The organism is Streptomyces sp. NPDC050416 (assembly GCF_044458845.1).
GTDB lineage: Bacteria > Actinomycetota > Actinomycetes > Streptomycetales > Streptomycetaceae > Streptomyces.
The window spans coordinates 41,376-66,348 of record NZ_JBITII010000011.1; the positions used below are offsets into that span (position 1 = coordinate 41,376).

Sequence of the window (24,973 nt, forward strand, 5' to 3'; positions counted from 1 at the left end):
CCTCGTAGCACAATCGAGATTTCGCGCCCGGTATTGCGTAGCATCGCTTACATGTTGAACCTGGAGCGCCTGCGTACCCTCGACGCCCTCGCCCGGCACGGCTCGGTCAGCGGCGCGGCCGAGGGACTGCACATCACGACCTCCGCCGTCTCCCAGCAGATGTCCAAGCTGGAGCGGGAGGTCGGCCAGCGGCTCCTCGCCAAGAACGGCCGGGGCGTGCGCCTGACCGACGCGGGCCGGCTGCTCGCCGAGCACGCCGCTCGCATCCTCTCCCAGGTCGAACTCGCCCAGTCCGACCTGGAGGCGCAGCGCGGACAGGTCGTCGGCGAGCTGAGACTCTCGGCGTTCCCGACGGCCGCCCGCGGCCTGTTCCCGCTCGCGCTGCCCGCGCTGCGGGAGCGGCATCCCGCGCTCCGGCTGCGCTCCTGCGAGCTGGAACCGGAGGCCGCCCTCGCCGGGGTGGTGCGCGGCGACCTCGACCTCGCCGTCGTGCTCGACTGGTACAACAAGCCGATGGCGCTGCCCGACGGCCTGGTCAAGGCGTCGATCATGGACGACCCCGCCGATGTCGCCCTGCCCGCGGACCACCCGCTCGCCGGGCGGGACGAGGTGGACCTCGCCGAGTTCGCCGACGACGAGTGGATCACCTGGGGCGAGGGGGAGTTCTGCCACGAGTGGCTGATGTTCACGCTCCGCTCGAAGGGCATCGAGCCGCTCGTCGGCCACCGCGCCGCCGAGACCCACACCCAGCTCGCGCTGGTCGCCGCCGGCCTCGGCGTGTGCGTCGCCCCGCTGCTCGGCCGCCGTCCCGTGCCCGCCGGGGTCGTGACCGTCCCCGTCAGACAGCGGGTCCGGCGGCATGTGTACGTGGTCTGGCGCGCGGACGCCGACCGCCGCCCGTCGATCCGGGCCGCGGTCAAGGCCCTCCAGGCGGCAGGGGAGAGCCTCGGCTGAGCCCGGGCCGCGGCGCTACTGCGCCGAAAGCTTGCGGAAGTCCCAGGAGACGATCTTCTGCGGCGTCAGACGTATCCAGGCATGCCGGCCGTCGTGCGGCATCTCCTCCAGGCGGAAGTTCTTCCTGGCGAACAACGTCTCGGGGACGTCGAGTTCGGCGCGCAGCTCGCCGGTGCGCGGGATCTCGCCCACGAACTCGACGGTGCCCGACAGCTCGACGCCGCGCAGCTCGTCGTACTCCTCGCCGGTGTCGACCACGATCGCCACCCGCGGATCGCGCCGCAGGTCGGTCCAGCGTTTGCTGCGCACGACCGAGTACAGCCACATCGAGGTGCCGTCCCAGGCGAACCACAGCGTGCTCACATGCGGGGCGCCGTCGGCCGACACCGTGGCCACCCGGCAGGTGCGCTGCGTGGTGAGGAAATCGTCCAGCTCGCCAGGCGTCATCATGATCTTCCGGCCCCGGCGCTGCTGAGTGACGGTCATGCTCCCCCTCTTTCCTTCTTCTCTCACGTCGTGTCAGAGGAGATCCTCTGACATCACGTCAGAAAAGAATGAGTTCTCTTCCCTCCGCGCGCAATGGTGGTTACGCTCGCGCGCCCAGCCGCCGGCGCCCGGGAGGGACCGTGCCCGCGTACGCAGAGCTCAGCGAACTCCTCGACCCGCGGACCACCGTGCTGCTCACCGTCGAGTGCCAGGAGGGCGTCGTCGGAGTGGACAGCGCACTGCCCGAACTCGCCGAGCAGGCACGCGAGGGCGGAGTGCTCGCCAACGTCGCCCGGCTGGTGGCCGCCGCCCGCGCAGGCGGCGTCCAGGTCGTCCACGCCATCGCCGAGCGCCGCCCCGACGGCCGCGGGGCCGGCCGCAACGCCCCTCTGTTCCGGGCCGCCGAACGCCTGCCCGTCCAGCAGATGACCGGCACGCCGGCGGTGCGGGTCGCGGCCCCGATCGAGGTCGCCGACGAGGACCTCGTCGTACGGCGCCTGCACGGGCTGTCGCCCCTCCAGGGCACCGATGCCGATCCGCTGCTGCGCAACCTCGGCTGCCGCACGCTGATCGTCACCGGGGTCTCGGCCAACGTGGCCGTTCCCAATGCCGTGTTCGACGCCGTGAACCGCGGCTACACCGCCGTCGTCCCGGCGGACGCCATCGCCGGAGTGCCGTCCGACTACACCCGCGCGGTGATCCGCCACACCCTCGCATTGGTCGCCACGGTCGCGACCACGGATGAGGTGCTGGCCTGTCTGGAGCGCCCGCGGGGGCTCAAGCGAGGGTGATGGAGTCGCCGTTCACGCTGATCTGCTTGGCCGCCAGGGGTTCGACCGCAGGCCCCTTCTTCACGCTCCCGTCGAGCACGGAGAATCGACTGCCGTGGCAGGTACAGGAGATGATGTCGTCCTTGAGGTCCACCATCGGGCAGTCGCGGTGGGTGCAGACCGTCGAGAAGGCCTTGTACTCGCCCGCCGCCGGCTGGGAGACCACGACCTTCTCGTCCTTGAAGATCTTGCCGCTGCCCTCGGGGATCTCGGAGGTCTTGGCGAGCGCCGCACCACCGGCTCCCTCGTTCGTCGCGCCGGCGCCCTGTTCGGTGGACGGATCGGACGCCTTGTCCTCCGATCCGCACGCCGTCAGCGCCACGGTGAGCCCTGCCGCGCCCGCCGCCGCGACGACGCTGCGGCGGCTCGGTCCCGACTTCGGCTGAACTGATTCGCTGGTCATGCTGACGTTCCTTCCGGGGATTCGTGATCTGCCGAGAGGTACGGCCCCTGGGGACCGGCTGTTCAGACGGTGCCGAAATCCTGACCTGTGCGCGGAGCGGTGTGGGTAAAGCGGGGCTGTCGGTTCGCTGTCGGGTTCCGAGCCGCCCCCGCGAGGCCGGCGCCCGCAGGCCCGTGTGCGTCAGTAACCTGGGGCGATGCTCAAGGAAGTGATCGCGACCCGTTTCATCACGCCCCTGCGTGAGGGCGGTTCGCTGCCGGGACTCGTCGAGGCCGACGACTTCGGGACGTACGTCCTGAAGTTCACCGGCGCGGGGCAGGGACGCAAGACGCTCGTCGCCGAGGTGGTCTGCGGGGAACTCGCCCGTCGGCTGGGGCTGCGCGTGCCGCGCCTGGTCACGGTCGAGCTCGACGCGGAGCTGGGGCTCGGCGAACCCGACCAGGAGGTGCAGAGCCTGCTCAGGTCCAGCGGCGGCACCAACCTCGGCATGGACTTCCTCTCCGGCGCGCTCGGCTTCGACCCGCTCGCCTTCCCGGTCGGTCCCGGGGAGGCCGGGCGGATCGTCTGGTTCGACGCGCTGGTCAACAACGTCGACCGGTCCTGGCGCAACCCCAACCTGCTGATGTGGCGGGGCGAGCTGTGGCTCGTCGACCACGGGGCGACCATGATCTGGCACCACAACTGGCCCGGCGCGCAGGCCTCCGCGGCCCGCCCGTACGACGCCTCCGACCATGCCCTGGCGCCCTTCAGCCCCGATGTCGCCTCCGCCGCGGCCGAGTTGGCGCCCCTGGTCACCGAGGAACTGCTCGCCGACGTCACCGCGCAGATCCCGGACGCCTGGCTGACGGGCGAGCCCGGCTTCGACACCCCGGACGATCTGAGGCGGGCCTACGCGCGACCGCTGCTCGCACGGGCCGCCGTCATCCACGACCGCATCCAGGGGACCAAGTGAGCGACCGCCACATCATCAAGGGCGGTCCGCGCGACCGCCAGATCTACGAGTACGCCGTCCTGCGCGTCGTCCCGCGCGTCGAGCGCGGCGAGTGCATCAACGCCGGGGTGCTCGTCTACTGCCGTGCCGAGTCCTACGTCGGCGCCCGCACCCACCTCGACGAGGCCCGCCTGCTGGCCCTCGACCCCCGCGCCGACGTGGCCGGAGTCCGAGCCGCCCTGAGAGCCGTGGAGGGGGTGTGCGCGGGCGGGAGAGCGGCCGGCCAGGCGGCCTCCGACGACCCGGGCCGCCGCTTCCGCTGGCTCGTCGCCCCGCGCTCCACGATCGTCCAGCCCGGCCCCGTCCACACGGGCCTGACCACGGACCCGGCGGCGGAGACCGACCGATTGCTGGACGTGCTGGTGAGATGACCTACGCGCCGCGGCCGTCAGCGTCGGCGGCGCTTCACCGCGTAACCGGCGGCGACGGCGGCAGACGCCGCGAAGGCCAGGCCGACGGCGACGTCCCAGTCGCCCGGCCCCGAAGCCACCGCGCCCCCGAGCCCGCCTCGCACGCCTCGCGTCGGGGCACCGGTGGGGGTGGCGGTGACGGGAGGCGAGGGACTGACGGAGACACTGGGGGAGGTGGTCGGGGAGATGACGCCGCGGCGGGCCAAGGCCTCGCACGCGATGCCGTCGTCCGGGCCCTGGTCCTCGTCGAGCCTGTGGGGATCACTCGGATCCGCGTCGAAGACGGCCTGCGCGTCCTCCTGGAAGGAGAAGTCGCGGCAGTCCAGGTCCTGCCGGGCGTGCGCGGGGCCGGCCAACGGCGCGATCGCGGCGATCGCCAACAGCGTGCCTATGGCACCGGTACGACGGCGCATGGAGTGCCTCCCTTTCGGACCCCGAGTGACTCGCGCTCCGACGCTAGGCGCGCAGCGGCACCGCGGCGCGCGGCCGTAGGCCGATCGGGTGTTCCGGAGGGCGGCGTCGGGCAGGGTGGGTCCGGGTAATGGATCACACCGCGAGCGTGCCCGTTGACACCGGGTGCCAGGGCTTCTAGCGTCACACCCACTGAAGGTACTAAGCGGTCGCTCACCTGAGGAGAAGCAGCCATGTCCACCACTGAGCAGCGGGTCGCCGTCGTCACCGGTGCCGCGCGCGGGATCGGCGCCGCCACCGCCGTACGGCTGGCCGCCGAGGGCCGCGCGGTCGCCGTGCTCGACCTCGACGAGGCGGCCTGCAAGGACACCGTCGAGAAGATCACCGCCGCCGGTGGCAAGGCCATCGCGGTCGGCTGTGACGTCTCGGACGAGGCGCAGGTCGAGGCGGCCGTCGCGCGGATCGCCGAGGAGCTCGGCGCGCCGACGATCCTGGTCAACAACGCCGGCGTGCTGCGCGACAACCTGCTGTTCAAGATGAGCGTCTCCGACTGGGACACCGTCATGAACGTGCACCTGCGCGGCGCCTTCCTGATGTCCAAGGCCTGCCAGAAGCACATGGTGGACGCGGGCTTCGGCCGGATCGTCAACCTGTCGTCGTCCTCGGCGCTGGGCAACCGCGGGCAGGTCAACTACTCGGCCGCCAAGGCCGGCCTCCAGGGCTTCACCAAGACCCTCGCCAAGGAGCTCGGCAAGTTCGGCGTCACCGCCAACGCCGTCGCCCCCGGCTTCATCGCCACCGAGATGACCAAGGCCACCGCCGACCGCGTCGGCATGGGCTTCGAGGACTTCAAGGCCGCCGCCGCCACCCAGATCCCGGTGGCCCGCGTCGGTGAGCCGGAGGACATCGCCAACGCCATCGCCTTCTTCACGGGCGAGGCGGCCGGGTTCGTCTCGGGCCAGGTCCTGTACGTGGCCGGCGGACCGCTCGACTAGGGATCACAGGAGCTCACGGACATGACTGAACTCTCCGGCAAGGTCGCGCTCGTCACGGGCGCCAGCCGCGGCATCGGCTACGGCGTCGCCGAGGCCTTCGTCGCGCGCGGCGACCGCGTGTGCATCACCGGCCGCACCGAGGACGCCCTCAAGGAGGCCGTCGAGAAGCTCGGCTCCGACCGCGTGGTCTACGCGGTGGGCAAGGCGCACGACGAGGCCCACCAGGCCGCCGCCGTCGAGCGCACGATGGAGGCCTTCGGCCGCGTCGACTACCTGGTCAACAACGCCGGCACGAACCCGGTGTTCGGCCCGATCGCCGATCTGGACCTGAACGTCGCCCGCAAGGTCTTCGAGACCAACGTCGTCTCGGCGCTGGGCTTCGCCCAGAGGACCTGGCACGCCTGGCAGAAGGACAACGGCGGCGCGATCGTCAACATCGCCTCCGTCGCCGGCCTCTCGCCCTCGCCGTTCATCGGCGCGTACGGCGTCAGCAAGGCGGCGATGATCAACTTGACCGTGCAGCTCGCGCACGAGTTCGCGCCCAAGGTCCGGGTCAACGCGATCGCCCCGGCCGTCGTGAAGACCAAGTTCGCCACGGCCCTGTACGAGGGCCGGGAGGAGGAGGCCGCGGCCGGCTACCCGCTCGGCCGGCTCGGCGTGCCCTCCGACATCGGCGGCGCGGCGGCGTTCCTCACCTCCGAGCAGTCCGACTGGGTCACGGGCCAGACGCTCGTCGTGGACGGCGGCATCTTCCTCAACGCCGGCACCGGCTGACGCAGGCGCGTACGCGGCTCGGCACGGGCGCCCCCTCGCGCAGGGGGCGCCCGTGCGGGCGTAAAGGCACGGCAAACGGCGATGACAACGTAGTCAAAGGTTTATCGATCAAGGAGTCATGTCCCGGGGCGGGTCAGCGGGCGCGGCACTGCGGTATGGTCTGCCGACCCTTGGTATGGCAGATCGAGGAGCGTGCGCGTGTTCAACCGGAACCGATGCCTGCGGCGGGTGGCGGCCATCGCGTCCATATCGTCCCTGGTCGCCGGATGCGGCGTGCTGTCGTCCGACACTCCGGAGGACGAAGGGCCGATCGTCGTGGGCACCACCAGTGCCCCCAGCAAGCTCGACCCTGCCGCGTCCTGGGACAACTCCTGGGAGCTCTTCCGCAACGTCTACCAGACGCTCCTGAGCTATCCGACCGGCGCGAGCGAGCCCCAGCCGGACGCCGCCGAGAGCTGCGGCTTCAGCGACGCCTCGAACCAGGTGTACCGCTGCGAGCTGCGCGAGGGCCTGAAGTTCTCCAACGGCGACGCGCTCGACGCCCGGGCCGTGAAGTATTCGTTCGACCGGATCCGCAAGATCAACGTCAACGGCGGCCCCGCCGGGCTGCTCGGCAGTCTCGAACGGGTCCAGGCGCCGAACGAGCGCGAGGTGATCTTCCACCTCAACAAGCCCGACGCCACCTTCCCGTTCGTGCTCGCCACCCCCGCCATGTCGATCGTCTCCCCGGCCGCCTACCCGGAGAACTCCCTGCGCAAGGGCGACGACGTCGTCGGCTCCGGGCCGTACGTCCTCGACTCGTACGAGGCGGGCAAGGAGGCCGTCCTCGTACGCAACGACGGCTACAAGGGCTACGCCGAGCGCCGGAACGACGCGGTGACCATCCGCTACTTCAAGGACTCCGGCACCATGGTCAAGGCCCTGCGGGACGAGCAGATCGACGTGACCTACCGCGGTCTCGCCGCCGGCGATGTCGTCGACCTCCAGAGCAAGACCTCCAACGAGGAGGAGATCCAGCTCGTCGAGGGCACCGGCACCGACATCAACTACCTGGTGTTCAACCCGAAGAACTCCTGGGCGAACAAGAAGGCCGTGCGCCAGGCCATCGCGCAGGTCGTCGACCGTGCGGCGATCGCCCACAAGGTCTACAAGGACACCGTCGACCCGCTGTACTCCATGGTCCCCAAGGGCCTCACCGGTCACACGACGGGCTTCTTCGACGACTACGGCGACCCGGACGTCGGCAAGGCCCGCAAGATCCTCACCGAGGCGGGCATCAACCAGCGGGTCCCGCTCACCTTCTGGTACACGAGCGACCGCTACGGCTCCGAGACCGCCGCGGAGTTCAAGGAACTGGAGCGCCAGCTCGAGGCCTCCGGCCTGTTCCGGATCACGCTCGAGAGCCGCCCCTGGTCGACGTACGTCGAGGGCTACCAGAAGGGCGAGTACCCGGTGTTCGGGCGTGGCTGGTACCCCGACTTCCCGGACGCGGAGAACTTCATCGCGCCGTTCGTCGGCGAGCAGAACGCCCTCGGCACGCCCTACCCGGCGCCCGAGATCACCGGCGATCTGCTGCCCCGCTCGCGCCGCGAGAGCGACCGCGCGAACGTGGAGAAGGAGTTCGAGGAGGCCCAGCGGATCCTCGTGGACGACGCGCGGCTGCTGCCGCTGTGGCAGGGCAGGCAGTACGTGGCGGCGAGCCGGGACGTCTCGGGCGCGGAGCGGGCCATGGACCCGTCGACGATCATGATGATGTGGGAGCTGCACCGCAAGACGGCCTGGTAGGCGGGGCAAGACCGCCTGGCGGGTAGGTCGGGCAGCGGGCTTTCCCGGTGCGTTGTCAGTGGTCGCCGGTAGGTTCTGTGGCCTGGAAGTGACCGCACATCGTGAGGACGTTGACGTGACCGACATCGCCATGCTGCCCGAGTCCTGGCGCGGGGTTCTGGGCGACGAGCTGCAGCAGCCCTACTTCAAGGAGCTGACGGAGTTCGTCGAGGAGGAGCGGGCGAAGGGCCCCGTCTATCCGCCGCGCGAGGAGGTCTTCGCCGCGCTGGACGCCACGCCGTACGAGCGGGTCAAGGTCCTGGTCCTCGGTCAGGACCCGTACCACGGCGAGGGGCAAGGGCACGGGCTGTGCTTCTCGGTCCGGCCCGGTGTGCGGATTCCGCCGTCCCTGCGGAACATCTACAAGGAGATGCACGAGGAGCTGGGCACGCCGATCCCGGACAACGGCTACCTGATGCCGTGGGCCGAGCAGGGCGTCCTGCTGCTCAACGCGGTGCTCACGGTCCGCGGCGGCGAGGCCAACTCGCACAAGGGCCGGGGCTGGGAGAGGTTCACCGACGCGGTCATCCGCGCGGTCGTCGGCCGGCCCGACCCGGCAGTGTTCGTGCTGTGGGGGAACTACGCGCAGAAGAAGCTCCCGCTGATCGACGAGTCGCGCCACGTGGTGGTCAAGGGCGCGCATCCGTCGCCGCTGTCGGCGAAGAAGTTCTTCGGCTCGCGTCCGTTCACGCAGATCAACGCGGCGGTGGCGGCGCAGGGGCACGAGCCGATCGACTGGACGATTCCGAACCTGGGCTGACGGCTGACGCCCCGGCGACGTACGGAGCGGCCTCAGCCGGATCCTCCCGGCCTGCGGTTAGCGTCGGGAGGGACAGCGGGCGAGCGGTGCGGAGGGCGTGGTCGTGGAGCGACAGGGACATGCGGCGCCGGATGCCGTGCCGACGCGGATCGGGCAGGTCGTCATGCTGCACCACGCCGGGGACCGGGAGGAGGCCCGGCAGCGGTTCCTGGACCTGTGGGCGGAGATCGGGGAGCACGGCGACCCGCTGCACCGCTGCACCCTCGCCCACTACCTGGCCGACACGCAGGACGATCCCGCCGACGAACTGGCCTGGGACCTGCGCGCGTTGACGGCGGCGGAGGAGCTCACCGACGCCAGGGCCTCCTCGGGGGCGGGGGCCCTCGCGGTCCGAGCGTTCTACCCCTCCCTGCACCTCAACCTGGCCGCCGACTACGACAGACTCGGCCACCGCGACGCCGCACGCGCACACCTGCGCCGGGCCCGGGGAGCGGCCGTGGCCCTCACCGACGACCCCTACGGCGAGGGCATCCGAGCGGCCATCAGCCGCCTGGAGTCCCGGCTGGGCGAGGACGGCGGGGGGATGTGGACCCCGCCGAGGCAGCGGCCGTAGCGCCCGGAGAGGCCTTCCGGGCATAGGCCGTGGCTCCAGGAGGGGCCTCCGACATCGGCCGTGGCGCCGGGAGCGGGCCTTCCGGGCATAGGCCGTGGCTCCGGGAGGGGCGAGGGCCTCTCAGGACGTGATCGACCGGGCGAGGTGGTTGCCGGCCCGGACGCCCAGCGCCATGCCCGCCATGGCGCCGGTTGTGGTTCCGGGACCGCTCTGAGCTGCGGCCGTGGCGCCGGGAGCCAGGCGGGTTCCCCGGGCAGGTCGTGCGGGGGGGAGTAGGGCCCGGGGGTGGGGGCGGCTGTGCCGGCAGGCCGGCGCTATGCCCGCCGCGGCGCCGGGAGAGGGCCCGGCGGCTACCCCGGACAGTGGCCGTGCGCCGGTCGCGGTTCCGGGGCCGCTTGGGGCACGGCTGGCGTCGGCAGCCAGTCCTGGGCCGCTCGGGGCACCGCCTGGCGTCGGCAGCGGGTCCGGGGCCGCTCGGGGCAGGGGGCCGCGGCGTCCGGAGTCGGGCGGGTTTCCCGGGCAGGCCGCGGCCGGCGGAGTAGGGCCCGCGGGGCCGGGCCATGGTGTGGGGGCCGCCGTGTCGGCTGGACGTGGCCGAGGCGGTGGGTGGCGACTGCGGCGGGCCGATCCCAGGCCCGCCCCGGGCGTGTGGTTCAACGACCGTACGTGTCGCGGCAGATGGTCGCCTCCGGGCTGTCCGCCCGCCAGCCTCCGTAGCGTCTGCCCAGTGCGCACACGTCCGTGGTGTCCGGGACGCTCTCCCGGACGTCCTGGCGTACCGACTCCGGGACCTCGGGCAGGCCGGTGTGCGGGCGCCGTGGGCCGCGCGGGGCCGGGTCGGGGCGTTCCGGGCGGGCGGGGCGTGGGCGGACATCGCGGGGACCGGGCGGCTGCCGCCGCTGCTGCGGCGTGGCGGCCGGGGGCGTGGTCAGGCGCGACGGGAACGCGGACGGCTCCGGACGGCGGGACTCCTCGATGAGTTGCAGGGCCTCGCGGGCCGGTGCCTGCACGATCTGGGTCTCCGTCCGCCCCTCCGGCTGCGGCGCCGACGGCCGGGACGGGGCCGCCGGCGGTCCGGGGACCGGGGCATGCCGGACCGTCGTACAGCCGGTGAGGGCCGAGACAGCCACGGTCACCAGGAGCGTCGCTGTGGTCGTCGTTCGATGCACCCGCGCCACTCTGGTGCGTCCGGCCCGCGGCAGGGCAGCGGACGGGCGGAGGATGCCCCGCACGGGTGATCTCGCTCCCCGTACGGAGGCAGTCGGCCTGTCCGGGGTGACGTCGCCGGCCGGTCCCGGCCGGTGTCAGTCGCCGGTCGAGCCGTCGATGCGCTCACGGATCAGGTCGGCGTGGCCGTTGTGCCGCGCGTACTCCTCGATCATGTGGGTGTAGAGCCACCGCAGGTTGAACCGCTCGCCGCTGCGCCGGTGCTTGCCCTCGGTGATGTCGTCCAGGCCGAAGCGGGCGGCGTTGCTCCGGGCGGTCTCGATCTCGGCCTGCCAGGCGGCGTGGGCCTCCGCGTAGGTGTCGGCCTCGGTCAGGCGGAACTCGCCGTCCGGTTCCTCGTCGCTCCAATAGAGCGGCGCCACGTCCTCGTTCGTCAGCACCCGGCGGAACCAGCTCCGCTCCACGTCCGCCATGTGCCGCACCAGCCCCAGCAGTGACAGGTCTGAGGGCTCCACGGCGGGGGACCTGAGCTGCTCGTCGGTCAGGCCCTCGCACTTCCACGCGAGGGTCTGCCGGTGGAACTCCAGCCATCCCTCCAGCATGGTGCGTTCGTCGGCGGTCGTGGCAGGCATACGGCGTTCGGTCGTCATGCCGGCATCCTTTCCCAACGCCCCCTGCCGCACCACGGCTTTTTCAGGCCCCGAGCATCCCGTCCAGCAGCTCCCGCAGCCCGGTCCGCACCTCCTCCAGGCTCGGCACCTCGGCACCGAACGACCCCGCCACGCAACTGAACATCAGCCCGTCCGCCCAGGAGATCAGGGACAGCGTGTGCCGGGCCGGGTCCGTCGAGCCCATCCCGGTGACGAGGGCGGCCAGCTGCTCACGGAAGCGGGCGCCCGTCGCGTCGAAGTACGCCCGCAGCTCCGGGCGGCGCGTGGCCTCAAGGGCCAGTTCGTAGCGGGCGAGGGTGAGTTCGCGGTTGCGGGCCAGCGCGCGGTGGGTGGCCAGGGCCAGCGCGTCCGCCAGGGGGCCGGACCCGGCCCGGGGATCCGGCATCTCGTGCAGCGCCAGTACCCGCGCCTCGCGGTCGGCCAGGCGCCGCACCGCCAGTTCCAGCAGGGCCTGCCGAGTGCGCGCGAGGTTCGACGTGGAGCCCTGGGGGAGTCCGGCCGCCTCGTCGACCGCCCGGTGCGTGAGGCCCCGCATCCCGCGCTCGGCGAGCAGGGCGAGGGCGGTGTCGGCGACGAGGTCGGAGCGGGAGGGGCCGGCGGTGCGTACGGACATGGAGCTAACGGTACCCGTCTCACTACAACCGTAGTAAGCTCGATAGTGAACTACAGGTGTAGTCACCAGGCCGGGCGGATCCGGCCGCCGGTTGGAGGAGGAGCCATGACACAGGCGAGGCGGGCTGTCGTGATCGGCGGCGGCATCGGAGGCCTGACCGCGGCGGCCGCACTGCACCTGCTCGGCTGGCGGGTCACCGTGCTGGAGCGCGCCCGTTCACTGGAGCCGGTCGGCGCCGCCATCTCCCTCGCTCCCAACTCCCTGCGCGCGCTGGACGTCATCGGCCTCGGCGACGAGATCCGTGACCTCGCCGCCTGGTCCGGGGACGGCGGGCTGCGCACACCGTCCGGCCGGTGGCTCTCGCGCTCCTCCGCCGACGCCGCCGCCGAGCGCTTCGGCGGCCCGCTCGTGCTGCTGCACCGCGCCACCCTGGTCGAGCGCCTGACCGCACTGCTCCCGCCGGACGCGGTCCGCACGGACGCCGCCGCGACCCTCGCCCGCAGCGGCGACACCGGCCGGCCCGCCCGCGTCACCACCGCGGGCGGCGAGCTGGAGGCGGACCTGGTGGTGGGCGCCGACGGCGTCCGGTCCGCCGTACGCGGCGCGCTCTTCCCCGGCCACCCGGGGCCCGTCTACTCCGGATTCACCACCTGGCGGGTCGTGATCCCCGTGCCCGGCGTCGAGTTCGCCTCGCACGAGACCTGGGGCAGGGGCCACATCTGGGGCACGCACCCGCTGAAGGACGGCCGCGTCTACGCCTACGCCGCCGCCGTGACACCCGCCGGAGGACGCGCGCCCGACGACGAGAAGGCCGAGCTGCTGCGCCGCTTCGGCGACTGGCACGACCCGATCCCCGCCGTGCTCGCCGCCACCCGCCCCGAGGACGTCCTGCGGCACGACGTCCACCACATCGCCGAGCCCCTGCCCGCCTACCACCACGGCAGGGTGGCCCTGGTCGGCGACTCCGCGCACGCCATGCCCCCGACCCTCGGCCAGGGCGGCAACCAGGCCATCGAGGACGCGATCGTACTCGCGCACCACTGCGACGACCTCCCCGCCTACACCGCCGCCCGGCTGCCGCGTACGACCGCCGTCGCACGCCAGGCCGTGCGGGTCGCGCGCGTCAACCTCATGACCGGCCGCCTCGGGACAGTCGTACGCGACACGGCCCTGGCCGCGCTGTCGAAGGCCGGACTCGCTGTGTTCCTGCGGAGCTTCGACGGCATCGCCGGCTGGCGGCCCCCTCAGCAGTCGTATGCTTCCGAGCAGGCCCCGGCAGGCAACCGCTAGAGGAGAACACCCCGTGAAGGTCGGCTGCATCGGACTCGGCGACATCGCGCAGAAGGCCTACCTTCCGGTCCTCGCCTTCCAGCCCGGGGTGGAGCTGCACCTCCAGACGCGCACGCCCGCCACGCTCGACCGGGTCGCCGACGGCCTCCACGTCCCGCGCGAGCGGCGGCACACTACCCTCGACTCCCTTCTCGCGGCCGGCCTCGACGCCGCCTTCGTGCACGCGCCCACGATCGTGCACCCGGAGATCGTGACCCGGCTGCTGGAGGCGGGCGTGCCGACGTACGTAGACAAGCCGCTCGCCTACGAACTCGACGCGTCCGCGCGGCTGGTGGTGCTCGCCGAGGAGCGGGACACGAGCCTCGCGGTGGGCTTCAACCGGCGTCATGCTCCCGGCTACACGCAGTGCGCCGACCATCCGCGCGAGCTGATCCTGATGCAGAAGAACCGCATCGGGCTCCCGGAGGAGCCGCGCGCGATGATCCTCGACGACTTCATCCACGTCGTCGACACCCTGCGGTTCCTGGTGCCCGGCGAGGTCGACGACGTCACCGTGCGCGCCCGCGTTCAGGACGGCCTGCTGCACCACGTCGTGCTCCAACTCGCCGGGGACGGCTTCACCGCGCTCGGCGTGATGAACCGGCTCAGCGGTTCGGCCGAGGAGATCCTCGAGGTGTCCGGGCAGGACACCAAGCGGCAGGTGATCAACCTCGCCGAGGTCGTCGACCACAAGGGGCAGCCGACCGTGCGGCGGCGCGGCGACTGGGTGCCGGTGGCCCGGCAGCGCGGCATCGAGCAGGCGGTGCTGGCGTTCCTGGACGCCGTGCGGGTGGGCAGAGTGCTCAGCGCCCGGGACGCGCTGGAGACTCATGAACTGTGCGAGCGGGTGGTACGGGCGGTTCAGGAGCGGACCGCCTGAGCCGCAGCGTCCGCACGCCCTCGCCGGCGGCCCACGCGGCGAGGATCAGCATGGCCGCGTGCACGGTCCAGTCACCGAGGCGCACATAGGGCGTGGTGCCGTGGGCGAGGGGCACGTCGTAGACCTGCGTGGCGGACGCGTCCGTCCCGAGCCACGGGCCCACGCGCTGCCCGCTCGGGCCGTACACGGCGGAGACACCCGTCAGCGTCGCGTGCACCATCGGGCGGCCGGTCTCGGCGGCACGCAGCGCGGCGAGCGAGGCGTGCTGCTCGGGCGCCCAGCTGTTCTGGAACGTGGATGTCGACGACTGGCCGATCAGCACGTCGACGCCCTCCCGGGTGAGGTGGCGGGTCATGTCGGGGAAGGCCGTCTCGAAGCACACCATCGGGCCGACGCGCAGGCCGTCCCCCACGTTCATCACGACCGGCTGGGAGCCGCGCATGCGGTCCTCGCCCGCCGCCTTGCCGACGGAGGTGGCCCAGCCGAGCAGGGAGCGGGCCGGTACGTACTCGCCGAAGGGGACGAGCCGCATCTTGTCGTAGCGCTCGCCGGTGAGGCCGTCGGGCCCGACCAGGACGGAGCTCTTGTAGATGCCGGGCTTGTCGGAGCGCCGGGCGTCCACGTTGACCAGGATGCCGGCGTCGGTCGCGCGGGACAGGTCCGCGAGCCGCCGGGCGAGGTCGGGCCGGTCCCCGAGGTCGAAGCCGACGCTGCTCTCGCCCCACACGATCAGGTCGACGTCCTGTCCGGCGAGCCGGCGGGTGAGCTGTTCCTCGCGGGCGAGCCGGTGGCTCGGGCCGTCGATGACGCCGGGCTGGACGACGGCGATCCTGACGTGGCCGTCGATGCCGGGGCGGGGCGAGAGGGACCAGGCGGCGGAGGTGGCGGCGGCCGTGGCGACGAGCCCGGCCACGGCGGGCACACGGGCCTGACGGACCGCGACGAGGACGGCGACCGCGACGTTGACGGCCACGAGCAGGAAGCTGAGCAGCCACACCCCGCCGACCGAGGCCAGCCGCAGCGCCGGCTCGACCTGCCACTGACTGGAGCCGAGCATGCCCCAGGGGCCGCCGAGGCCCTGCCAGGAGCGGACCAGCTCGACGGCCAGCCAGCCGGACGGCAGGACGACGAGAGCGGCCGCGATCCGCCGCCGCGAGGGCAGGCCGGCCAGCAGCCGGTGCACGAGCCACCCCCACAGGGCCCACAGGGCGCCGAGCAGCGCGGCGAGGACGAACGTGAACACGTGCAGGAAGGGCAGCAGCCAGTGGTGCATGGCCAGCATGAAGCCGAACCCGCCGCACCAGCCGTCGTACGCCGCGCGTTTGCCGGTCGGCGCGGTGCGCATCAGCAGGATCCAGGGGACAAGGGCGACGTAGGCGCACCACCACAAGGAGGGGGCGGGATAGGCGAGTACGGGAAGGGCGCCCGCGATCACGGCGGCGGCCGAGCGCCGCCACGGGGAGGCGAGCCAGTGGCCGAGCGTCTTCATAGGCGCCTCCTACCCGCGGGTGCCTCCAGTGTGCGCCCTGCGGACGATCTAGGACAGAGGACGCCGGGTCAGTGGACCACAGGTGCCGTCCGCCGCTCGGGAAGGCGCCGCCACTTCTCCCGGACGACCACCTCGGTCAGCCGCCAGCCGTCGACCGTGCGCCGCAGCGCGAAGGCGTACCGGCCGCCGCACACGAAGTCGGGCGCGGGGCCTTCGGTGGCCATGGGGTTGATGTAGTCGGCCTGGACCTGGGCCGTATCGCCGGTGTCCTGCTCCCAGACGCCGAAGCGCACCCGCCGGTTGACGATCAGGTGCTGTCGCATCGGGAAGAGCCGCATGCTCTCGGCGAGCCACGCGGCGACCGCCGTGGCTTCGCCTTCGATGCCGCCGGCCGAGCGGTAGTCCGCCCGTCCCTGGGGGACGAACAGCCCCCGGTACCCCTCCCAGTCGCCGTCGTCGACCGCCACCGCGTAGTCGGTGATCAGTCCGTCGACGGCCAGCCGGTCCCTCACGGTGGCGAGCTCCACGCGCTGCGTCATCGCCTCAGTGTTGGGCATGGGAGGGGCGGAGCCAAGGGGTGTGCGGTGAGCGTCAGGCCGCCTTGACGACGGCGCCGCGGATCGCGGCCGCCCACTCGACGACCAGCAGCTCGTACTCCGCGCGCTCCTCGGGCGACAGGGTGCCGCCCGTGCGCCGCCACAGCGCACGGATCTCCTCGTTGACCTCGGCGGCGGACCGCACGGAACCAGGGGTCACGAAATCGGGGGACATGCCGACAAGCGTAGGGGCAGGCACTGACAGCCCGCTACCGGACGGCTACCCCCGCGCTATGCGGTGGGTCACGAGATGCGGGTCACAGACCGCCGGGTCAGCCCGCCGACTCGGCCGCGTGCGGGCTCAGCGCGCCCATCGACACCAGGACGATGATGAGGACGCCGAGCGCGATCCGGTACCAGACGAACGGCATGAAGCTCTTGGTCGAGATGAACTTCATGAACCACGCGATCACCGCGTAGCCGACCCCGAAGGCGATGACCGTCGCGAAGATCGTCGGGCCCCACGAGACATGGCCGCCCTCCGTCGCGTCCTTGAGCTCGAACAGGCCGGAGGCGAGCACCGCGGGGATCGCGAGCAGGAAGGAGTAGCGGGCCGCGGCCTCGCGCTTGTCCCCCATGAACAGGCCGCCGCTGATGGTGGCGCCGGAGCGGGAGACGCCCGGGATGAGCGCCATGGCCTGGCAGACACCGTAGATCAGGCCGTCTCGCACGCCCAGGTCCTCCAGGGCCTTGCGCTGCTTGGGCGCGCGGTGCTTGCCGCCGCTCTCGTCCCGTGCCGCGAGCCGGTCGGCGACGCCCAGGACGATGCCCATGCCGATCAGCATCGTCGCGGTGATCCGCAGGTCCCGGAACGGCCCCTCGATCTGGTCCTTCAGCGTCACGCCGAGCACACCGATCGGGATCGAGCCGACGATGACCAGCCAGCCCATCCGCGCGTCGGGGTCGCTGCGCAGCTCCTTGTTCGTGAGCGAGCGCGTCCACGCCGAGATGATCCGCCCGATGTCCTTGCGGAAGTAGATCAGCACGGCGGCCTCGGTGCCGATCTGGGTGATCGCCGTGAAGGCCGCGCCCGGGTCCTCCCAGCCCGAGAAGGCCGCCGTCAGCCGCAGGTGCGCGCTGGAGGAGACGGGGAGGAACTCGGTCAGCCCCTGGACGAGTCCGAGGATGAGTGATTCGAACCAAGACATGAGGTAGCGGAGTCCAAGTGCCGATCGTGGAACGGACGACGGGCACACCGGGCCGCCGGGTGTGATGACCGGGGGATCAGATGTGCCGAGGGGGAAGCGTAGCGCCCCCGGATGTCCGCTCCGACACAGGGGTTTGACCGGTGCTCCGCGGCAGGGGCCGGATCAGGCCACCGTCGGTCCGGTCACCGTCCAGCCGGGCGCCTGGGGGTGGGCCCTGAGGTCCTCGTGACGCACCTCGTCGCCGCAGGCCCGGCACGTGACCACCGGGGTGAGCGCCCGGCCGCAGGAGTGCTCCACGACCATCGGACGGTCGCCGTCCGTCCGCAGGTGGCGGTCGCCCCAGGCCATGAGGGTCATCAGCACGGGCTCCAGTTCCAGCCCGGCCCGGGTGGGCCGGTACTCGAAGCGCTGCGGGCGCTCGCTGTAGAGCTGCTTGACCAGGATCCCGGCGTCGACGAGCCGGCGCAGCCGCGTGGCGAGGATGTCGCGCGGTGCGCCGATGTTGCGCACCAGCTGGTCGAAACGGCCGTTGCCGAGGCACACCTCACGCAGCACGAGCAGCGAGTACTTCTCGCCGACCAGGGCCAGGGTGTCGGCGATGGAGCAGGGGCGCGGGTCTTTGCTGGCGGCCATGAGGCTCAGTGTAGGAGAGGGTTGGAATTTCCAACCTGCGGGGCTACGGTGAGTTTGGATTTCCTACTCACTGGTAGCCGTGGAGGCCCGCACATGCGTGACGCAGTGATCGTCGAAGCCGTACGCACCCCGACCGGCAAGGGCAAGCCGAACGGGGCCCTGGCGCACGTCCACCCGGTGGAGCTCCTCGCCCACACCCTGCGCACCCTCGTCGAACGCTCCGGCGTCGACCCGGCGCTGATCGACGACGTCATCGGCGGCACCGTCGACCAGGTCGGCGAGCAGGCCATGAACACCACCCGCTACGCCGCCCTGTCCGCCGGCTTCCCGGAGTCGGTGCCCGCGACCACCGTGGACCGCCAGTGCGGCTCCTCCCAGCAGGCCGTGCACTTCGCGGCCCAGGGCGTCCTCGCGGGCGCGTACGACCTCGTCGTGGCCTGCGGGGTCGAGTCGATGAGCCGGGTGCCGATGTGGTCGAACGTGCCGGCGGGAAAGGACCCCTTCGGCCCCGGGATCGCCGAGCGCTACCCCGAGGGACTCGTCCCGCAGGGCATCAGCGCCGAACTCATCGCCGCCAAGTGGTCGATCGGCCGCGAGCGGATGGACGAGTTCGCCGTCTCGTCGCACCACAAGGCCGCGGCGGCCTGGGACGGCGGGCTCTTCGACGCCGAGGTCGCGCCCCTGGAGGGTGTCACGCGCGACGAGTGCGTACGGCCAGGCAGCACCACCGAGATCCTCGCCGGCCTCAAGCCCGCCTACTACGACCCCGGTTTCGCCGAGCGCTTCCCGCAGATCGAGTGGAATGTCACGGCGGGCAACGCGAGCCCGGTCAACGACGGCGCCTCCGCGGTACTCATCACCTCCAGCGAGACCGCGGCCCGGCTCGGCCTGCGCCCGCTCGCCCGGCTGCACAGCTTCGCCGTCACCGGATCCGACCCGCTGCTGATGCTCACCGGTGTCGTCCCGGCGACCGAGAAGGTACTGCGCAGGGCGTCGCTGAGCCTCGACGACATCGACCTGTTCGAAGTCAACGAGGCGTTCGCGGCCGTCGTCCTGGCCTGGCAGCAGGAGACCGGCGCCGACCTCGCCCGGGTCAACGTGCACGGCGGCGCCATCGCGCTCGGCCATCCGCTCGGCGCGAGCGGCACCCGCCTGACGACGACGCTGGTCCACGCGATGCGGGAACGGGGCGCCCGGTACGCGCTCCAGACCATGTGCGAGGCGGGCGGGCTGGCCAACGCCATGGTGCTGGAACGGGTGTGAGCCCGGCGGGTGTAACAGCGGGTGCAACAGGTGTGAGCCCTGCCGGTGTACCGGTGTAACGGTTCGTCAGAGCTGGCGCAGGCGGTGCCGCTTGCGCCAGGCCACCACCACGCCCGCCAGCGCGGGCAGGGCGATGCAGGCCAGGGCGATCAGGAAGGCGGGGGACGTCGGGGTGGAGGCGCGGGCGCCGGCGACGACGTAGGCGGCGGTGTTCGGGATCGAGCCGAGGCCCGTCGCCAGCAGGAAAGGCAGCAGGCCCATGCGGGAGAAGGAGGCGCAGTAGTTCGCGGCCCAGAACGGCACACCGGGGAACAGCCGCACCACGAGCATCGAGCGGAAGCCGTGCCGGCTGAGCTGGCCGTCCGCGGCCTTCAGCCAGCGCCCCCGCAGCAGCGGCCGCAGGGCGTCCTGGCCCAGGGCGCGCCCCAGGCAGAAGGCGATCCCGGCACCGAGCACCGTGCCCGCCAGCGCCACGCCGGTGCCCAGCTGCGAACCGAACAGCGCCCCCGCCGCGAGGTTCAGCAGCGGCCTCGGTACGAACGCCACCGTGCACACGCCGTACGCCACCGCGAACACCAGCGCCGCCATAGCGCCGCCGAGCTGCGGCGGCCAGCCCTGCGTCAGCAGCCGCTGCGGCTCGAACAGCAGCACCCCGCACGCGCCCGCGGCGAGCAGCGCGACGAGCAGGGACAGCCTCGACCACGGGGAGAGCAGAACTCTGGTGCAGCGAGCGGTGAAACCGGTGGACGGAACGGGCGAGGCGGTCGTTGCCGAGGGGACGGCGACGGCGAGCTCCGCGGTGCTGGCCCGGGGAGAGGCCGTGGCGGTGCCCCCAGAGCGGGTGGTGGCATCGAGCATCCGGTGACACTAACCGACAAATGTGTGTGATCGCCGTATGGTTCGTCTCACCAGCGTCACAGGCGGCGTCGCGCATCGCCGCCCGGGGACCGGCGGAGCGGGGGCCGAAAACCATTCGACGTGCGGTAAAGCGTCGGCAATGATCTGACACATGTTCCGGCACGCCTTCACCCTCGCAGCATCCGTGGTCACGGATGCCCCGAAGGCTGCCGTCGTGGTTCTCACGGCCGTCGTGGACGGCGCCCGAAGCTGACCCTCTCCGGCTCGTCCGGCGGACCCCGCAAGGGGAGGGTCGGTCAGGTCCTCGGGGTCCCGCTTTCTTCTTCGCTGATCAGACGCTTCGAGGTACAGCCATGTCCAAGACGGCCTACATCCGTACGAAACCGCATCTCAACATCGGCACCATGGGTCATGTCGACCACGGCAAGACCACGCTCACGGCCGCCATCACCAAGGTCCTCGCCGAGCGCGGCACGGGCACGTTCGTGCCGTTCGACCGGATCGACCGGGCGCCCGAGGAGGCGGCGCGCGGCATCACCATCAACATCGCGCACGTCGAGTACGAGACCGACACCCGGCACTACGCGCACGTCGACATGCCGGGCCATGCCGATTACGTCAAGAACATGGTCACCGGAGCCGCGCAGCTCGACGGGGCGATCCTCGTCGTCTCCGCGCTCGACGGGATCATGCCGCAGACCGCCGAACACGTGCTGCTCGCCCGGCAGGTGGGCGTCGACCACATCGTGGTCGCCCTCAACAAGGCCGACGCGGGGGACGAGGAGCTGACCGACCTGGTCGAGCTCGAGGTACGCGACCTGCTCACGGCGCACGGCTACGGCGGTGACTCCGTACCGGTGGTGCGCGTCTCGGGGCTGAAGGCGCTGGAGGGGGACCCGCGCTGGACCGCCTCGATCGAGGCGCTGCTCGACGCGGTGGACACGTATGTGCCGATGCCGGAGCGGTATCTGGACGCGCCGTTCCTGCTGTCCGTGGAGAACGTGCTGACCATCACCGGGCGGGGCACCGTGGTGACCGGCGCGGTGGAGCGGGGCACGGTGCGGGTCGGGGACAAGGTCGAGGTGCTCGGGGCTGCCGTCGAGACGGTGGTCACGGGGCTGGAGACCTTCGGCAAGCCGATGGAGGAGGCACAGGCCGGGGACAACGTGGCGCTGCTGCTGCGGGGGGTTCCCCGGGACGCTGTCCGGCGGGGGCATGTGGTGGCTGCGCCGGGGAGTGTGAAGCCGCGGCGGCGTTTCTCGGCGCAGGTGTATGTCCTGTCGGCCCGGGAGGGTGGGCGGACGACGCCCGTCTCCTCCGGGTACCGGCCGCAGTTCTACATCCGGACCGCGGATGTGGTCGGGGTGGTCGACCTCGGTGAGGTGGTGGTGGCCCGACCCGGTGACACGGTTGCCATGACCGTGGAGCTGGGGCGGGAGGTGCCGTTGGAGCCGGGGCTCGGGTTCGCCATTCGTGAGGGTGGCAGGACGGTTGGGGCGGGGACCGTGACCGTGGTGGGTTGAGGTGGTGGGGGACCGCGGGGCCGTTGTGGCTGGTCGCGCAGTTCCCCGCGCCCCTGATGGGGCGCCGCACCACAGGCACAATGAGATGGTGAACGAGCCCATCCCCGTGACCCGCGATGTTGATTACGGAACCGCCAAGCTGATGCCCGACATCGACCGGGAACGGGCCTGGTTGCTCACCGTCGACGGGGCGCCGCAGTCGTACGTCGATCTGGACGATCCCACGCACTTGGAGTTCGAGTACGCGCGGCGGCTCGGGCACGTGCTGGACGTCGTGGGTGAGCCGGGGCGTGCGCTGGATGTCGTGCATCTCGGGGGCGGCGCGCTCACCCTGCCCCGGTACGTGGCCGCCACCCGGCCCGGGTCCCGGCAGGACGTCGTCGAGGTCGACCGGGGGCTGCTGGAGCTGGTGGCCGAGCATCTGCCGCTGCCGGAGGGGGTCCGGGTCGAGCTGCACGCGGCGGACGCGAGGAAGTGGCTGGAGAACGCCGCCACGGACTCGGCCGATGTGATCGTCGCCGATGTGTTCGGCGGCTCGCGGGTTCCGGCGCATCTCACGTCCGTCGCCTATGTGCGGGAGGCCGCGCGGGTCCTGCGGGGGAGTGGGCTCTACCTCGCCAATCTCCCCGATGCGGCGCCGTTCGGCTTCCTGCGGTCGCAACTCGCCACCCTGGCCACCGTCTTCGAAGAACTCGTGCTGATCGCCGAGCCGGGGGTGCTGCGGGGGCGGCGGTTCGGGAACGCGGTGCTCGTGGCCGGGCGTGAGCCGGTCGACATCGCCGCCCTGGTCCGGCTCACGGCCGCCGACGCCTTCCCGGCCCGGGTCGAACACGGCGCCGCCCTGCGGGACTTCATCGGGGATGCGAGGCCGGTGCGGGACGAGGACGCCGTGCCGTCACCCGAGCCCCCCGACGGGGCGTTCGGCATCGGCTGACATGTGCCCGGTGCCGCCCTGGGCCACCGGTGTGGTCCTGCGCCGCAGGTTGCGTACGTCCGGTACGCACAGCGCGGCCGCCGTGACCAGGACGACCAGCCCGGCGCAGCCCCACAGCGCGGCCGCACGCCCGAACGCCTCCTCGGCTGGGCCCGCCGCGGCCGTGGCGAGCGGCACCAGCGCGACCGAGCCGAACCAGTCGTAGGCCGAGACGCGGGAGAGCTTGTCCTCGGGGATCTCCTGGTGCAGGGCCGTCATCCAGGACACGCCGAACACCTCGATCGTGGCGCCGGCGACGAACATCACCACATAGAGGACGCCGATGGGTACGGGGACGGCGAGCGCGGCCGAGGGCAGGGCCAGGGGGAAGACGCAGAGGGTGCCGGCGAGGAGCAGGCGGCGGGGTTTCCAGCGGGTCATCAGCACGGCGCCGGCGACGGTGCCCGCCCCGAACGCGCCCAGGGCGAGGCCCCAGGGGCCCGCGCCGCCGAGGTGGTCGCGGGCGACGAGCGGGCCGTACACCGCGTCGGCGGCGGAGACGACCGCGTTGGCGATCGAGAACTGGACGACGACGGCCCACAGCCACGCCCGGCCGGAGAACTCCCGCCAGCCCTCCCGTAGATCGGCGAGCAGACCGCCGCCCGGTGCGCGCGGCGGGATGTGGCCGACGTCGAGGAAGGCCCGCAGTGCCCCGGCGACGGCGAAGGCCGCGGCGTCGGCCGCCAGCACCCAGCCCGGCCCGATCGCGGCGACCATGGCACCGCCGACCGCGGCACCGCCCAGGGCCGCGCCCTGCATCGCCATGCGGAACACGGCGAACGCGCGGCCGGCCTGCTCCCCGGAGACCGAGGACATCAGCATGCCCTCTGCGGCCGGGCCGAAGAAGGCCTGGCCGGTGCCGCCGAGGGCGGCGAGCAGCATCATCTGCCACAGCCGGGGGTCCCCGGTCAGCACGAGGGCGGCGAAGGCGGCCTGGGAGAGGCAGTTCAGGGCGTTGGCCGCCACCATGACGCGGTGCCGGGGCAGCCGGTCCGCGACTGCGCCGCCGATCAGCAGGAACAGCACCAGGGGGAGCGTCCGGGCCGCCGCGACCAGGCCGACGTCACCGCCGTCGCCGCCCGTTTCGAGGACGGCGAACGCCGCGGCGACCAGGGCGCCCTGGCTGCCCAGGTTGGTGACGACCGCGGCGGCGGTGAGCAGGGAGTAGTTGCGTCCCGCCCAGTCGGGCCGGCGGGGGCTCCGGGCGGGGGCGGTCGGGGTGGCGGGGGATGTCACCGGGCGACTATCGCTGCCCGGAGCCCGTCCTGCCAAACCGTTTTGCACGGGGTCCGGAGACCTTTGTCCGGGGTCGCGGCGGTCCGGGCCCGCTCCTGTCGGGGCGGGCCCGTTCGGCGTCCGCGTCAGCCTCCGGTCGGCTCGCCGTGCAGCCGGACCGTGCTGAGGATCTTCAGGATGGTCTCCTTGGGCACCTCGCCCTTGACGCCCTTGGCCCCGTAGAAGCTCCACGCGACGAAGTCGCCCGCCGAGTTCTTGAAGCCGAACGTGACCGCCTTGCCGTCGCTCGCGCACTTGCCCTTGTCGGGCGTGTTCTCCGACCACGCCCAGGCGACGCTGCCCTTCACACCGGCGGCGGTGGTGTAGGGCTTGGCCTTCTTCTCGGTCTTGACGCTCTTCTTGTCCGGCTGCGTGTAGCCGCCGTACACCCACCAGGCCACCTGGTTGAGCGCGACCTCATCGGTGTTCTTGGCGCCGTCCGCGCCCTTGGTGCCGGCCCCGGCCAGGGACTCGCTCTCGGTCCTGCCGTCCTTGTTGTCGTCGCTCGTGCACCACTCGGACTTGTAGAAGGCCGGTGCGGACATGACGATGAGCGGCTTGGCGTCGTCGGACTTCTCGTCCTCGAAGCCGACGGACGACGTCGGGGAGGCGATCTCCCAGTCCGCCGGGACGTCGAAGGCCGTGCCCCACTTGGGGTTGATGACGACCTTCCAGCCCTTGACCGTGGCCTTCTCCTCCTCGCCGCCGCGGGGGTTGTCGCCCGTGGCGGGTGCGCTCGGCTCCGCGGACGGGCTCGCCGGGGCCGTGTTCTTGCCTGCGCCCTTGCCGCCGTCCGCGGTGTCGTCCTTGTCACCGCCCAGCACCAGGAAGCCGGTGACACCGGCCGCCACGACGACCGCCGCGGCCGCGATGATCGCGACCAGCTTCGTCCGGTTCCCGCCGCCACCGCCCTGCGGGGGCTGCGGCGCGCCGGCCGGGCCGGGGGCACCCCACTGCGGCTGCTGTCCGTAGGGGTTGGGCTGCTGTTGATAGCCCGGCTGCTGGTACGGATTCGGCTGCTGGTAACCCGGCTGCTGGTACGGGTTGTTCGCTTGCGGGTTCTGCTCGCCCCCGGGCGGCTGCTGTCCTGGCCACATGGGCAGC

28 protein-coding genes are annotated in these 24,973 nt (G+C 72.2%); 14 read left to right on the forward strand and 14 right to left on the reverse strand.

Annotation, left to right across the window (positions count from 1 at the left end):
• Positions 1–51: 51 nt before the first annotated feature.
• On the forward strand, positions 52–954 hold the full coding sequence (locus ACIBL4_RS29810; protein WP_399414887.1) for a LysR family transcriptional regulator: 903 nt from the start codon (positions 52–54) through the stop codon (positions 952–954).
• A gap of 15 nt (positions 955–969) precedes the next feature.
• On the opposite strand, the gene ACIBL4_RS29815 is transcribed toward ACIBL4_RS29810, so the two are convergent.
• Positions 970–1,440, reverse strand: a complete 471-nt coding sequence (locus ACIBL4_RS29815) for a pyridoxamine 5'-phosphate oxidase family protein (RefSeq protein WP_243381392.1) — start codon at positions 1,438–1,440, stop codon at positions 970–972.
• A gap of 140 nt (positions 1,441–1,580) precedes the next feature.
• Here ACIBL4_RS29815 and ACIBL4_RS29820 point away from each other — a divergent pair, with 140 nt between their 5' ends.
• Positions 1,581–2,231 carry an isochorismatase family protein gene (locus tag ACIBL4_RS29820; protein ID WP_399414888.1) on the forward strand — a complete coding sequence of 217 codons (651 nt, stop codon included), beginning with the start codon at positions 1,581–1,583 and terminating at the stop codon, positions 2,229–2,231.
• Here ACIBL4_RS29820 and ACIBL4_RS29825 read toward each other — a convergent pair.
• Positions 2,218–2,673, reverse strand: coding sequence for a Rieske (2Fe-2S) protein (locus ACIBL4_RS29825; protein ID WP_399414889.1), 456 nt, complete (start codon positions 2,671–2,673; stop codon positions 2,218–2,220). The two genes, ACIBL4_RS29820 and ACIBL4_RS29825, sit on opposite strands and share 14 nt — an antisense overlap.
• Before the next feature lie 196 nt (positions 2,674–2,869).
• Here ACIBL4_RS29825 and ACIBL4_RS29830 point away from each other — a divergent pair, with 196 nt between their 5' ends.
• The gene (locus ACIBL4_RS29830) at positions 2,870–3,625 is read left to right on the forward strand and encodes a HipA family kinase (RefSeq protein ID WP_399414890.1); all 756 of its coding nucleotides are present in this window, start codon (positions 2,870–2,872) and stop codon (positions 3,623–3,625) included.
• Positions 3,622–4,035, forward strand: a complete 414-nt coding sequence (locus tag ACIBL4_RS29835) for a DUF3037 domain-containing protein (protein ID WP_399414891.1) — start codon at positions 3,622–3,624, stop codon at positions 4,033–4,035. Before ACIBL4_RS29830 ends, ACIBL4_RS29835 begins: the two co-directional genes overlap by 4 nt.
• A gap of 17 nt (positions 4,036–4,052) precedes the next feature.
• On the opposite strand, the gene ACIBL4_RS29840 is transcribed toward ACIBL4_RS29835, so the two are convergent.
• A complete protein-coding gene (locus tag ACIBL4_RS29840) occupies positions 4,053–4,487 on the reverse strand; it encodes an excalibur calcium-binding protein (protein ID WP_399414892.1) in 435 nt (144 codons plus the stop codon).
• A gap of 231 nt (positions 4,488–4,718) precedes the next feature.
• Here ACIBL4_RS29840 and fabG point away from each other — a divergent pair, with 231 nt between their 5' ends.
• The 5 genes from fabG (at position 4,719) to ACIBL4_RS29865 (ending at position 9,451) form a co-directional block, all read left to right on the forward strand.
• Positions 4,719–5,480 carry a 3-oxoacyl-ACP reductase FabG gene (gene fabG, locus ACIBL4_RS29845; protein WP_059418653.1) on the forward strand — a complete coding sequence of 254 codons (762 nt, stop codon included), beginning with the start codon at positions 4,719–4,721 and terminating at the stop codon, positions 5,478–5,480.
• A gap of 21 nt (positions 5,481–5,501) precedes the next feature.
• Positions 5,502–6,254 carry an SDR family oxidoreductase gene (locus ACIBL4_RS29850; RefSeq protein WP_399414893.1) on the forward strand — a complete coding sequence of 251 codons (753 nt, stop codon included), beginning with the start codon at positions 5,502–5,504 and terminating at the stop codon, positions 6,252–6,254.
• 198 nt (positions 6,255–6,452) lie between these two features.
• Positions 6,453–8,039 carry an ABC transporter substrate-binding protein gene (locus tag ACIBL4_RS29855; RefSeq protein ID WP_399414894.1) on the forward strand — a complete coding sequence of 529 codons (1,587 nt, stop codon included), beginning with the start codon at positions 6,453–6,455 and terminating at the stop codon, positions 8,037–8,039.
• Positions 8,040–8,154: 115 nt separating this feature from the next.
• The gene (locus ACIBL4_RS29860) at positions 8,155–8,838 is read left to right on the forward strand and encodes a uracil-DNA glycosylase (RefSeq protein ID WP_399414895.1); all 684 of its coding nucleotides are present in this window, start codon (positions 8,155–8,157) and stop codon (positions 8,836–8,838) included.
• A 97-nt stretch (positions 8,839–8,935) separates the two neighbouring features.
• Positions 8,936–9,451 carry a hypothetical protein gene (locus ACIBL4_RS29865; RefSeq protein WP_399414896.1) on the forward strand — a complete coding sequence of 172 codons (516 nt, stop codon included), beginning with the start codon at positions 8,936–8,938 and terminating at the stop codon, positions 9,449–9,451.
• A gap of 653 nt (positions 9,452–10,104) precedes the next feature.
• Here the strand turns inward: ACIBL4_RS29865 and ACIBL4_RS29870 are convergent.
• The 3 genes from ACIBL4_RS29870 to ACIBL4_RS29880 all read right to left on the reverse strand — a co-directional run bounded on the left by ACIBL4_RS29870 (position 10,105) and on the right by ACIBL4_RS29880 (position 11,902).
• Complete coding sequence (locus ACIBL4_RS29870) at positions 10,105–10,629, reverse strand: hypothetical protein (protein WP_399415146.1); 525 nt, start codon at positions 10,627–10,629, stop codon at positions 10,105–10,107.
• Positions 10,630–10,755: 126 nt separating this feature from the next.
• Complete coding sequence (locus ACIBL4_RS29875; protein ID WP_399414897.1) at positions 10,756–11,268, reverse strand: DinB family protein; 513 nt, start codon at positions 11,266–11,268, stop codon at positions 10,756–10,758.
• Between the two features lie 43 nt (positions 11,269–11,311).
• Positions 11,312–11,902: a TetR/AcrR family transcriptional regulator gene (locus ACIBL4_RS29880; RefSeq protein WP_399414898.1), complete on the reverse strand. Its 591-nt coding sequence runs from the start codon at positions 11,900–11,902 to the stop codon at positions 11,312–11,314.
• A gap of 105 nt (positions 11,903–12,007) precedes the next feature.
• On the opposite strand from ACIBL4_RS29880, the gene ACIBL4_RS29885 reads away from it, so the two are divergent.
• Both ACIBL4_RS29885 and ACIBL4_RS29890 read left to right on the forward strand, forming a co-directional pair.
• Positions 12,008–13,192 carry an FAD-dependent monooxygenase gene (locus ACIBL4_RS29885; RefSeq protein ID WP_399414899.1) on the forward strand — a complete coding sequence of 395 codons (1,185 nt, stop codon included), beginning with the start codon at positions 12,008–12,010 and terminating at the stop codon, positions 13,190–13,192.
• Between the two features lie 13 nt (positions 13,193–13,205).
• Positions 13,206–14,111 (forward strand): Gfo/Idh/MocA family protein, encoded by a 906-nt coding sequence (locus ACIBL4_RS29890; protein ID WP_399414900.1) that lies wholly within the window; start codon positions 13,206–13,208, stop codon positions 14,109–14,111.
• On the opposite strand, the gene lnt is transcribed toward ACIBL4_RS29890, so the two are convergent.
• The 5 genes from lnt to ACIBL4_RS29915 all read right to left on the reverse strand — a co-directional run bounded on the left by lnt (position 14,035) and on the right by ACIBL4_RS29915 (position 17,977).
• A complete protein-coding gene (gene lnt, locus ACIBL4_RS29895) occupies positions 14,035–15,600 on the reverse strand; it encodes an apolipoprotein N-acyltransferase (protein ID WP_399414901.1) in 1,566 nt (521 codons plus the stop codon). The two genes, ACIBL4_RS29890 and lnt, sit on opposite strands and share 77 nt — an antisense overlap.
• Before the next feature lie 68 nt (positions 15,601–15,668).
• On the reverse strand, positions 15,669–16,139 hold the full coding sequence (locus ACIBL4_RS29900) for a nuclear transport factor 2 family protein (RefSeq protein ID WP_399414902.1): 471 nt from the start codon (positions 16,137–16,139) through the stop codon (positions 15,669–15,671).
• Positions 16,140–16,191: 52 nt separating this feature from the next.
• Positions 16,192–16,371, reverse strand: a complete 180-nt coding sequence (locus ACIBL4_RS29905; RefSeq protein WP_082319952.1) for a hypothetical protein — start codon at positions 16,369–16,371, stop codon at positions 16,192–16,194.
• 97 nt (positions 16,372–16,468) lie between these two features.
• Entirely contained in the window at positions 16,469–17,344 is an 876-nt protein-coding gene (locus tag ACIBL4_RS29910; RefSeq protein ID WP_399414903.1) for an undecaprenyl-diphosphate phosphatase, read from the reverse strand.
• 162 nt (positions 17,345–17,506) lie between these two features.
• The gene (locus ACIBL4_RS29915) at positions 17,507–17,977 is read right to left on the reverse strand and encodes a winged helix-turn-helix transcriptional regulator (protein WP_399414904.1); all 471 of its coding nucleotides are present in this window, start codon (positions 17,975–17,977) and stop codon (positions 17,507–17,509) included.
• Between the two features lie 93 nt (positions 17,978–18,070).
• Here ACIBL4_RS29915 and ACIBL4_RS29920 point away from each other — a divergent pair, with 93 nt between their 5' ends.
• On the forward strand, positions 18,071–19,240 hold the full coding sequence (locus ACIBL4_RS29920) for a thiolase family protein (RefSeq protein ID WP_399414905.1): 1,170 nt from the start codon (positions 18,071–18,073) through the stop codon (positions 19,238–19,240).
• 66 nt (positions 19,241–19,306) lie between these two features.
• On the opposite strand, the gene ACIBL4_RS29925 is transcribed toward ACIBL4_RS29920, so the two are convergent.
• Positions 19,307–20,098, reverse strand: a complete 792-nt coding sequence (locus ACIBL4_RS29925) for a TVP38/TMEM64 family protein (RefSeq protein WP_399414906.1) — start codon at positions 20,096–20,098, stop codon at positions 19,307–19,309.
• A gap of 353 nt (positions 20,099–20,451) precedes the next feature.
• On the opposite strand from ACIBL4_RS29925, the gene tuf reads away from it, so the two are divergent.
• Together tuf and ACIBL4_RS29935 are read left to right on the forward strand one after the other, a co-directional pair.
• Positions 20,452–21,621 (forward strand): elongation factor Tu, encoded by a 1,170-nt coding sequence (gene tuf / locus ACIBL4_RS29930; RefSeq protein WP_399414907.1) that lies wholly within the window; start codon positions 20,452–20,454, stop codon positions 21,619–21,621.
• Positions 21,622–21,709: 88 nt separating this feature from the next.
• On the forward strand, positions 21,710–22,555 hold the full coding sequence (locus ACIBL4_RS29935) for a spermidine synthase (protein WP_399414908.1): 846 nt from the start codon (positions 21,710–21,712) through the stop codon (positions 22,553–22,555).
• Here ACIBL4_RS29935 and ACIBL4_RS29940 read toward each other — a convergent pair.
• Positions 22,517–23,830 (reverse strand): MFS transporter, encoded by a 1,314-nt coding sequence (locus ACIBL4_RS29940; protein ID WP_399414909.1) that lies wholly within the window; start codon positions 23,828–23,830, stop codon positions 22,517–22,519. The genes ACIBL4_RS29935 and ACIBL4_RS29940 overlap by 39 nt on opposite strands.
• A 125-nt stretch (positions 23,831–23,955) precedes the next feature.
• Complete coding sequence (locus ACIBL4_RS29945) at positions 23,956–24,966, reverse strand: hypothetical protein (protein WP_399414910.1); 1,011 nt, start codon at positions 24,964–24,966, stop codon at positions 23,956–23,958.
• Positions 24,967–24,973: the final 7 nt, after the last annotated feature.

Coding starts and splice junctions, on each gene's coding strand:
- ACIBL4_RS29810 (WP_399414887.1), top strand. CDS start 52: ATGTTGAACCTGGAGCGCCTGCGTACCCTCGACGCCCTCGCCCGGCAC.
- ACIBL4_RS29815 (WP_243381392.1), bottom strand. CDS start 1,440: ATGACCGTCACTCAGCAGCGCCGGGGCCGGAAGATCATGATGACGCCT.
- ACIBL4_RS29825 (WP_399414889.1), bottom strand. CDS start 2,673: ATGACCAGCGAATCAGTTCAGCCGAAGTCGGGACCGAGCCGCCGCAGC.
- ACIBL4_RS29830 (WP_399414890.1), top strand. CDS start 2,870: ATGCTCAAGGAAGTGATCGCGACCCGTTTCATCACGCCCCTGCGTGAG.
- ACIBL4_RS29840 (WP_399414892.1), bottom strand. CDS start 4,487: ATGCGCCGTCGTACCGGTGCCATAGGCACGCTGTTGGCGATCGCCGCG.
- fabG (WP_059418653.1), top strand. CDS start 4,719: ATGTCCACCACTGAGCAGCGGGTCGCCGTCGTCACCGGTGCCGCGCGC.
- ACIBL4_RS29850 (WP_399414893.1), top strand. CDS start 5,502: ATGACTGAACTCTCCGGCAAGGTCGCGCTCGTCACGGGCGCCAGCCGC.
- ACIBL4_RS29875 (WP_399414897.1), bottom strand. CDS start 11,268: ATGACGACCGAACGCCGTATGCCTGCCACGACCGCCGACGAACGCACC.
- ACIBL4_RS29880 (WP_399414898.1), bottom strand. CDS start 11,902: ATGTCCGTACGCACCGCCGGCCCCTCCCGCTCCGACCTCGTCGCCGAC.
- ACIBL4_RS29885 (WP_399414899.1), top strand. CDS start 12,008: ATGACACAGGCGAGGCGGGCTGTCGTGATCGGCGGCGGCATCGGAGGC.
- lnt (WP_399414901.1), bottom strand. CDS start 15,600: ATGAAGACGCTCGGCCACTGGCTCGCCTCCCCGTGGCGGCGCTCGGCC.
- ACIBL4_RS29900 (WP_399414902.1), bottom strand. CDS start 16,139: ATGACGCAGCGCGTGGAGCTCGCCACCGTGAGGGACCGGCTGGCCGTC.
- ACIBL4_RS29905 (WP_082319952.1), bottom strand. CDS start 16,371: ATGTCCCCCGATTTCGTGACCCCTGGTTCCGTGCGGTCCGCCGCCGAG.
- ACIBL4_RS29910 (WP_399414903.1), bottom strand. CDS start 17,344: ATGTCTTGGTTCGAATCACTCATCCTCGGACTCGTCCAGGGGCTGACC.
- ACIBL4_RS29915 (WP_399414904.1), bottom strand. CDS start 17,977: ATGGCCGCCAGCAAAGACCCGCGCCCCTGCTCCATCGCCGACACCCTG.
- ACIBL4_RS29920 (WP_399414905.1), top strand. CDS start 18,071: ATGCGTGACGCAGTGATCGTCGAAGCCGTACGCACCCCGACCGGCAAG.
- ACIBL4_RS29925 (WP_399414906.1), bottom strand. CDS start 20,098: ATGCTCGATGCCACCACCCGCTCTGGGGGCACCGCCACGGCCTCTCCC.
- tuf (WP_399414907.1), top strand. CDS start 20,452: ATGTCCAAGACGGCCTACATCCGTACGAAACCGCATCTCAACATCGGC.
- ACIBL4_RS29945 (WP_399414910.1), bottom strand. CDS start 24,966: ATGTGGCCAGGACAGCAGCCGCCCGGGGGCGAGCAGAACCCGCAAGCG.